The organism is Moorena sp. SIO1G6 (assembly GCF_010672795.1).
Classification (GTDB): Bacteria; Cyanobacteriota; Cyanobacteriia; order Cyanobacteriales; family Coleofasciculaceae; genus Moorena; species Moorena producens.
In genome coordinates, this window is the sequence record NZ_JAAHFZ010000117.1 from 1 (window position 1) to 7,364 (window position 7,364).

At 40.5% G+C, this 7,364-nt stretch carries 5 protein-coding genes and 3 pseudogenes; 4 read left to right on the forward strand and 4 right to left on the reverse strand.

The features are described 5' to 3' along the window. Positions 1 to 483: 483 nt before the first annotated feature. The 3 genes and pseudogenes from F6K63_RS35955 to F6K63_RS35965 all read left to right on the forward strand — a co-directional run. Positions 484 to 822 (forward strand): annotated as a pseudogene (locus F6K63_RS35955) (IS4 family transposase); the annotation flags it as partial. A gap of 101 nt (positions 823 to 923) precedes the next feature. After that, a complete protein-coding gene (locus F6K63_RS35960) occupies positions 924 to 2,015 on the forward strand; it encodes an ISAs1 family transposase (protein WP_287314883.1) in 1,092 nt (363 codons plus the stop codon). A 45-nt stretch (positions 2,016 to 2,060) separates the two neighbouring features. Further along, positions 2,061 to 2,864: pseudogene (locus F6K63_RS35965) on the forward strand (IS4 family transposase); the annotation flags it as partial. Positions 2,865 to 3,252: 388 nt separating this feature from the next. On the opposite strand, the gene F6K63_RS35970 reads toward F6K63_RS35965, so the two are convergent. The 3 genes from F6K63_RS35970 to F6K63_RS35980 all read right to left on the reverse strand — a co-directional run bounded on the left by F6K63_RS35970 (position 3,253) and on the right by F6K63_RS35980 (position 5,077). Next, the gene (locus F6K63_RS35970; protein WP_353813176.1) at positions 3,253 to 4,188 is read right to left on the reverse strand and encodes a tyrosine-type recombinase/integrase; all 936 of its coding nucleotides are present in this window, start codon (positions 4,186 to 4,188) and stop codon (positions 3,253 to 3,255) included. A gap of 103 nt (positions 4,189 to 4,291) precedes the next feature. Further along, the gene (locus F6K63_RS35975; RefSeq protein WP_287314885.1) at positions 4,292 to 4,627 is read right to left on the reverse strand and encodes a DMT family protein; all 336 of its coding nucleotides are present in this window, start codon (positions 4,625 to 4,627) and stop codon (positions 4,292 to 4,294) included. A gap of 42 nt (positions 4,628 to 4,669) precedes the next feature. Beyond that, a complete protein-coding gene (locus F6K63_RS35980) occupies positions 4,670 to 5,077 on the reverse strand; it encodes a DMT family protein (protein WP_287314887.1) in 408 nt (135 codons plus the stop codon). Between the two features lie 77 nt (positions 5,078 to 5,154). Between F6K63_RS35980 and F6K63_RS35985 the strand changes: the two are divergent. After that, positions 5,155 to 5,849 (forward strand): annotated as a pseudogene (locus tag F6K63_RS35985) (IS1 family transposase). Positions 5,850 to 6,288: 439 nt separating this feature from the next. On the opposite strand, the gene tpiA reads toward F6K63_RS35985, so the two are convergent. Continuing rightward, on the reverse strand, positions 6,289 to 7,032 hold the full coding sequence (gene tpiA / locus F6K63_RS35990; RefSeq protein ID WP_287253634.1) for a triose-phosphate isomerase: 744 nt from the start codon (positions 7,030 to 7,032) through the stop codon (positions 6,289 to 6,291). Positions 7,033 to 7,364: the final 332 nt, after the last annotated feature.

Here is a 7,364-nt window from a genome sequence, read left to right on the forward strand (position 1 = left end):
GGCACACCGAAACTTTTATCAACGCTTGGGGAGATCTGTCCTCTACATTTCCTGATTCCGGTCTGGTTAAGCAAGTCAGTTCGTTGAACCAAGAATCCCCCGATTTCTAATCGTGGGGAGTGTCAAACGCCCTAGGGTAAGACTTAGGCATCAACTCTAATTTGATCAGAATTAATCCGGAAGACAAATAATTAATGGTGTAGTACTCATCGTAGCCCTAGTTAATCTGCCCTACTTACTCAGATATAATGATAGATTCCTATTTTTTAATACATCACCGCTTTGTATGTTACTGTTTGCAAGCTCACGAGCTGACAATGAGGCTACAAAGGAAGCATCCCTTGTTGGAAACAGTATTACCCGACGACAAATATACCTGGGGGGGCGACGAAACAAGCTGAAATGCTTGCTATGTAAAGTTAGTAGCATTTTGTGGTAAAAAAAAGTAGGTCTCTAATTTGCAACAAGACCTACGTGTTAACAATGTTACCAGCATTCTACCAAAACCACATAAAAAGTCAACTTAGTCTAGCTGAATATATTTTTTAAAAAATTCTGATCAATTTCTTACAGTCAATTAAAAAAGTTAACTTAGAAAAATTAGCAAATACTCTCCCTTTACCAATTAAATTTGAAAGTAGAAGAAAAAGACTACAAAGATTTTTATCCTTACCAAACCTAACAATTGAAAAAGTTTGGGTTCCAATATTTGAAGAATTATTGAAAACATACTTTACTTCAGAAACCCTAATTTATCTAGCAATTGATAGAACAAATTGGGGTCGCATTAATTTAATCATGGTTAGCCTTATTTGGGATAAAAGCGATGCAGCGCGGTCTTGGGGGCCCCCCATGAGCGCAGGGCTGTTTCATTCCCTCAGAAAGCCCATATACTAAGAGAATGTTGTAAGATAATCAAAACAATGAGCTCTTCTTTGATTGAAAGACTCGGTGAAGTAAGGGATTTTCGTACTACTGACGGCAGACGACATCCGTTGTGGGTGGTACTGCTAATAGTCATCATGGGAACAATGAGTGGATACTTGGGTTACCGTGCCCTGGGAGATTTTGCACAACGTCACCGAGAAGATTTAATCGAAGCCTTGAAAATACCAAAAGGGCGTGTGCCATCTTACTCCACCATACGTCGTGTCATGATGGGTATAGATTTTGATAACTTTGCCAAGGTCTTTCAAAGTTGGGCATCAGAGTATATCCAAATCAGTCCTGGAGAATGGTTAAGCATTGATGGCAAAAGTATCAGAGGCACAGTGAGCAATAGCAACACCAAATATCAGAATTTTATTTGCGTGGTGTCGGTATTCACTCATGATCAGGGTTTAGTATTAACTCAAAATCAGTTCGAGAACAAACATGGCAGTGAAATCAGTACAGTTCAAGCTTTGATTAAGACACTTCACTTAGAACAAGCAGTATTGAGCTTGGATTCTCTACACTGCCAAAAAAAAACCTGCGACTTAATTATCAACAGTGGGAATCATTATGCCATCGCGGGAAAAAATAATCAGCCCAAGCTCTATCAACAGATTCAAGTCAATACACAATCAGCAGTGCCCCTGACAACTCATACTAGCATCGAGAAAAAACATGGTCGCCTCACCAAAAGACGTATCAGTGTGTTTGATGATTTGACTGGTATCACTAACCAATGGATTGGCTTGAAAACCCTAATTAAGGTTGAAAGAACAGGACAGCGAGGTAGACAACCATATGTAATGGTTGCTTACTACATCAGTAGTTTGGTCGCTGATGCTGAGATTTTCGCACAAGGCATTCGTGGACATTGGGGAATTGAAAATCGCTTGCATTGGTCAAAAGATGTGGTTTTTAAAGAAGACCGTCCCTCCATCAAAGCAGCCCACGCTCCTGCCAATATGTCCATTATTCGTAGCATTGTTATTAATCTCCTACGTAGTAACGGTTTTTCATCTGTGACTATTGCTCAAAGATTAATTAGCAACAACATCCCCACACTTTTGGCACTTTTGCAATAATTTTGGGAATGAAACAGCCCTGCCCATGAGCGACTGCATCAAGACAGAGCGTTTCCAATATATTTTACTTTGTTGCCCAAGTTAGGGAGTAGTAATTTAACAGAACAACAAAGTGTTTTATCAAAGATTGTACCGATTATTAAAAACTATAAAGTGTGTGTATTAGGAGATAGAGAATTTTGCTCTGTAAAACTAGCTAAGTATCTCCAGAGCTTGGGTGTATACTTTTGTTTACGTTTAAAAAAGAATGAGTTTGTTGAATATAAAAAAGATAATTGGGTTGCACTCAATGATTTAGGTTTAATACCTGGTGTGTCTTTATTTATACAAGGAGTAAAAGTGACTAAGACTCGGGGATTTACAAATTTTAATGTAGCTTGTAAGTGGCAACGTATACTCAAAGGTATAGCTCCTAAGGAAGGATGGTTTATTCTGACAAACTTTGATAGCTTAGAGCTGGCAATTTCAGCTTACAAAAAAAGATTTAATATAGAGGAAATGTTTAGAGACTTCAAGACTGATGGTTATCATTTAGAGAATACTAAAGTTGAAGGTGAACGGTTTATTTCTTTAGTTTTATTGATAGCCATAGCTTACACTTCTGCAACTATTAAAGGTCAGCAGATTAAACGTCAAGGAATACAAAAATATGTGGCTCGTGTCAAAGAACCTGATAGAATAGAGCGCAGAAATAGCAGTTTTTACGTTGGTTTATATGGTCAAACCTGGGTTAATTTAAAAGATGTTTGTATAGAATTAGTAACCGAATTAATGAGATTAAATCCTAATAAACGAAAGTATTATCAACGAGGTCTAAGGGCTATATCGCTTATAGAGTCTGGGTTTTAGATTATTTCGTCGCCCCCCAGCAAATATACTCACTCACTCCTAGATTTTGTAGACATCAAAGTAGACATCAAAGCACCGATATTTTAAGGGCTTCAGCCCCCTAAAAAGAGCTAACGTGCCAAAATAGGATGCTCCCGCTACAAAGCACTCTAGATATGGGACTTAGCGTGAAATCCACACTGGAAATGAAGCCGTTTGTGAAGTTTGAGACTCATCAAAGAAAAGGCTAAATCTGACAAAATTATCAGAGATTGAACCCAATCTGGAGCATGCAATCCTATCCAAAAAGAGCTATATCGCTCCAATACTCTCCTGATCAACCGCAATCTCACAACCCTACAACTTACAATCTTACAAAAACACGATTAGCCCATTTTCCGCTTTCCCTTTAAAACCCCAACTTCTGCACCGCCCTACGCTTAACCTCCTCACCCCGCCTATCATACTTGGCCGTAGTCACAGGGGAAGCATGACCTGCTAACTTCTGGACGGTCACAATATCAATCCCAGCATCAAGCAAATCAGAGCAGAAGGTTCTGCGAAAATCATGGGGACTAAAGGACTCCACCCCAGCCTGTTTAGCTCGTTTCTGCAAAATCAACAATACGGCCTGGGGGGTCATTTTTCTGTACTGTATCTGTCCACCTTTCTGTATTGGGCACAAGAGCGCCCCTGGTTGATTACCTCTCGTGCTCAACCAATCATTCACAAACGCGATCGCACCTTCCGGTAAATAAACCGTCCTATCTTTACCCCCCTTACCCTGGCGCACTTCCAATGCACCACTATCACCATCAAAATCCCGCACTTCCAGCTTCACCACCTCTGCCCGTCGCAGTCCTGCACCCCGTAGTATCCCAATTAGGGCGGTATCCCTAGCCCCTTGGTTAGTTGTATCAGAGGCACACACCTTAATGAGTGCCGTAATTTCTGCTTGAGTTAATGCGCGACCTCTGGGTAAGGGATGATTCTTGATCCTGGGTAAATCCACGGCTGCCTCATAATCTTCTGCATCCATCAGTTTTAACTTCTTTGCCACAGTTAATACTCCCCTGAGCGCTGCCATCTTTTTTTGAACTGTGGCGGGGGCATTTATCTCTAATAATGCAGCTTGGACGGCGGCGGTGTGCTGATAGGTAAGGGCTGCCCAGTCAAGAGTGTCTGCATCGCATTCGTTATTAGTAAGTAGGGATGCGATCGCATCTAAGGCTTGCTTCATTGTAGGCTGCGACCCAAGACTCAAGCTGTTCAGATAAACCCGTGCTGGATGCCCAGTCAAGGGTAAAGCTGTGGTGAGAGAGAGTGATGTAGTAGTGAGGGTCACACTGATCCGCTTATCAGAAGGGGCGTTCCAATAAGTAAGAAGGGTCACACTACTTTCACAGTATACTGTTGCCCGTTCCCCCAGCCTCAGCATTGTCTACAAATTACTCATAGACGACGAGCATAATTGCCCAGGTCATCAGGAAAAAACCGAATATTTGATAGTAATTCATAGACTCTTTGAGAAATAAACGGGACACAAGGGCGACAGACAAAACTCCCGTGCCCAGATTCAATGCCGCCATTTCCCCTCCAGTGTAGACTCCATGACCATAACGAATTGCTAAAACATTAAGAATGTATTCTGGGAGGACAATTACCCAACTGATGAGGAGAGCCAGGAGAAATCCTTGGTTTTGGAACCGGATATGACCCAGCCAAGCGAAAGCCATCAGTAAACTTGATAAACATAGCATTAGGGGAACTAAAACGACTTTCATTGAAAATCAAAATGTAATTTCTATTCTGAAGGTAACTTAGCATTAAGCAGTGTGGGAGGATTTCCTGCTAATGAAAACCATGGCGATAATCATTAGCCCAAAACCAAATAGTTTTTTTATGCCCAAATCCTCTCCCAGTAACAGTCGGGAGACCAGGGCAACGCAAATTACCCCAGAACAGAGACGAAAAGCCGCCATCTGTGCCCCAGTGTAAACTTTATAACCTAGCCGAATTGCAACAATATTGATAAAATATTCTGGAAGCACAAGCAGCCAAGAGCATAATATAGCCCATATCAAGGGAAATTGGTTAAATTTCAGATGTCCGAGCCAAGCGATTGCCATGATCATACTAGATGTGAAGAGCATGATCGGTACGACAAAAGCTCGGAAACTCTCTGTTACAGGGTTAGATTTTTCGGCGAATAAAAGATTATTTTGTTTCCACACTACAAGTTTTTATCCTATTAATTACCCTAAAAATTTGGCGTTGCTGAATCCAAAAATGGTATACTAAAAATAAAACCATGGAATGCCCTAGATGTCATAGCAATAAAACTCATAAATATGGTCATCAAAGAGGAAAACAAAGATATAAATGCAACGAATGTGGACGACAATTTATAGAGGTTAAAACTGAGCGTGGTTACGATGAAAAAACTAAATTGCTGTGCCTAAAAATGTATCTAAATGGCATGGGCTTTAGAGCCATAGAAAGAGTGACTGGTGTTCACCATACCACCATAATAGGTTGGAAAAAAAAATTAGTTTACGCTTAAAAGATGTATGTTTCACTGAATAAATCCCTGAAATAACTGAAATAGATGAGCTACAAACCTTTGTAAAAAAAAACAAGATTTGGATGTGGACCGCAGCTAACAAGCGCTATCCCGGAATTTTAAACTTTATAGTTGGTGACCGGAGTTCGGAAACTTTTAAAAAGCTTTGGAAGAGCGTAAAATGTTGGCATAGCTTTTGGTATGTTACTGATAAATATGTTGTTTATAAAATATTTATTAATGATATTGACCATTTAACTAAAAAAACTTATATGACTAGAATAGAAAATGAAAATATGAGATTAAGACATTATTTGGCTAGACTACATCGACGCACTCTTTGCTATTCTAAATCATTAGAAATGTTGGAATTATCAATTAGGCTTCTTATTTATTATTTAAAATATCATAAAATCCCCCTTTCAGGTGAAACCATTTCATGATTCAGCAACGCCAAAAATTTGGCTACAGAGAAAAGAACAATCCACAGGCTAGAAACTATACATAGCAGTCATTTCAGCTACAGATTGCCCTAAATTGCACGAACCTTCCATCTACGCCCATAGCTGAGACTCTAACAACTGCTACTGATAGCATAAGTCTCAGCTTTCTCTTCACTCCACAAATTTTCGTCCAAATATCATCAGTATAAATACTTAGTCAAATACTGAGTCAGTTGTTGTTTGTCGCGCTATGGCTATCGTCACGTTGCGTGATCGCTCTTAAGTTCGTCGAACTGACGTCGATCAAAAGCCGCTTCCTTTAGAATTGCTTCCTTGGATTCTCAAAAGCCTTGATGAGCAAAGATTTTGAGAGTTATTTCAAGGTAATTTATCAGACTTAGTCTAGGAGAGCCGAGATTCTTTGCACTTGGCATTGTGATTAACACAGCGAATAACTATAACTATAATTCGCAATTTGGGCTAAATTGACTGGGTCTAAACTGGCTCGGCCGACCATTACCCCATCGATTTCGGGTTGGGTCATGATTTCATCGATATTATTGGGTTTGACGGAACCGCCGTAAAGAATCGATATATCTTTATGATCCAATTGCTCACGAATGAAACGAATCACGCGATTGGCTTCCGAGGGTTGACAAGTCAGTCCCGTACCAATTGCCCAAACTGCTTCATAAGCAATCAGTAAATGATTAAGATCGACATCGACTAAGGACGATTTCAACTGATTGATTAAAACCTTTTCCGTTTCGCCTGCATCCCGTTGTTGCTGAGTTTCGCCGACACAGAGAATTGGGATTAAGGCATAGTGTTGAGCTGCTTTCAGGCGCAGATTAATTATTTCTTCCGTTTCACATAAACATTGACGGCGTTCGCAGTGACCAATAATAACATAGTGTACGCCAATGTCTGCTAGCATTGAAGCTGAAATCTCTCCAGTATATGCCCCTCCATCTGCCCAGTGAACATTTTGAGCGCCGAGTCGGATTTGACTGCCATTTAGATGGTTAAACAGACTGCCCAAAGCAGTAAACGGGGCACACAGAACGATTTCCCTTTCTGGAGGCGTTTTCTCCAGCTCAGGTATGAGTGTATGTAAAAATTCCACGGACTCAGCCTGATTTTTTTGCATTTTCCAGTTAGCAACAATCAGCGTTTTTTTCATCCCACTAACCCAGTAAATTACAAAGCTATCTTCACATAAGATTAGGGATATAACAAGTCTGAAAATCCTTGCTGACGGACACAAGTGCTTGAAAAGCAAGTAGGGAAGGGGTTGGACAAAACAGAAAAATCTGGGTAAATGGGGTAGTCAAGAAAAATCCCAGTTATGACCCAGAAAAAAAATCTACTCACAAGTGTATAGCTACCTGGTTGACTGACAAAAGTTGAGCGCGATTTCACGAACCCCTTACCAGGGATGGGCGCTTTGGGCATTGACATCTGGTTGGGGGAGCCAGCATTCTCAGGAAAGAAACCACTCACATCCCAAAAATG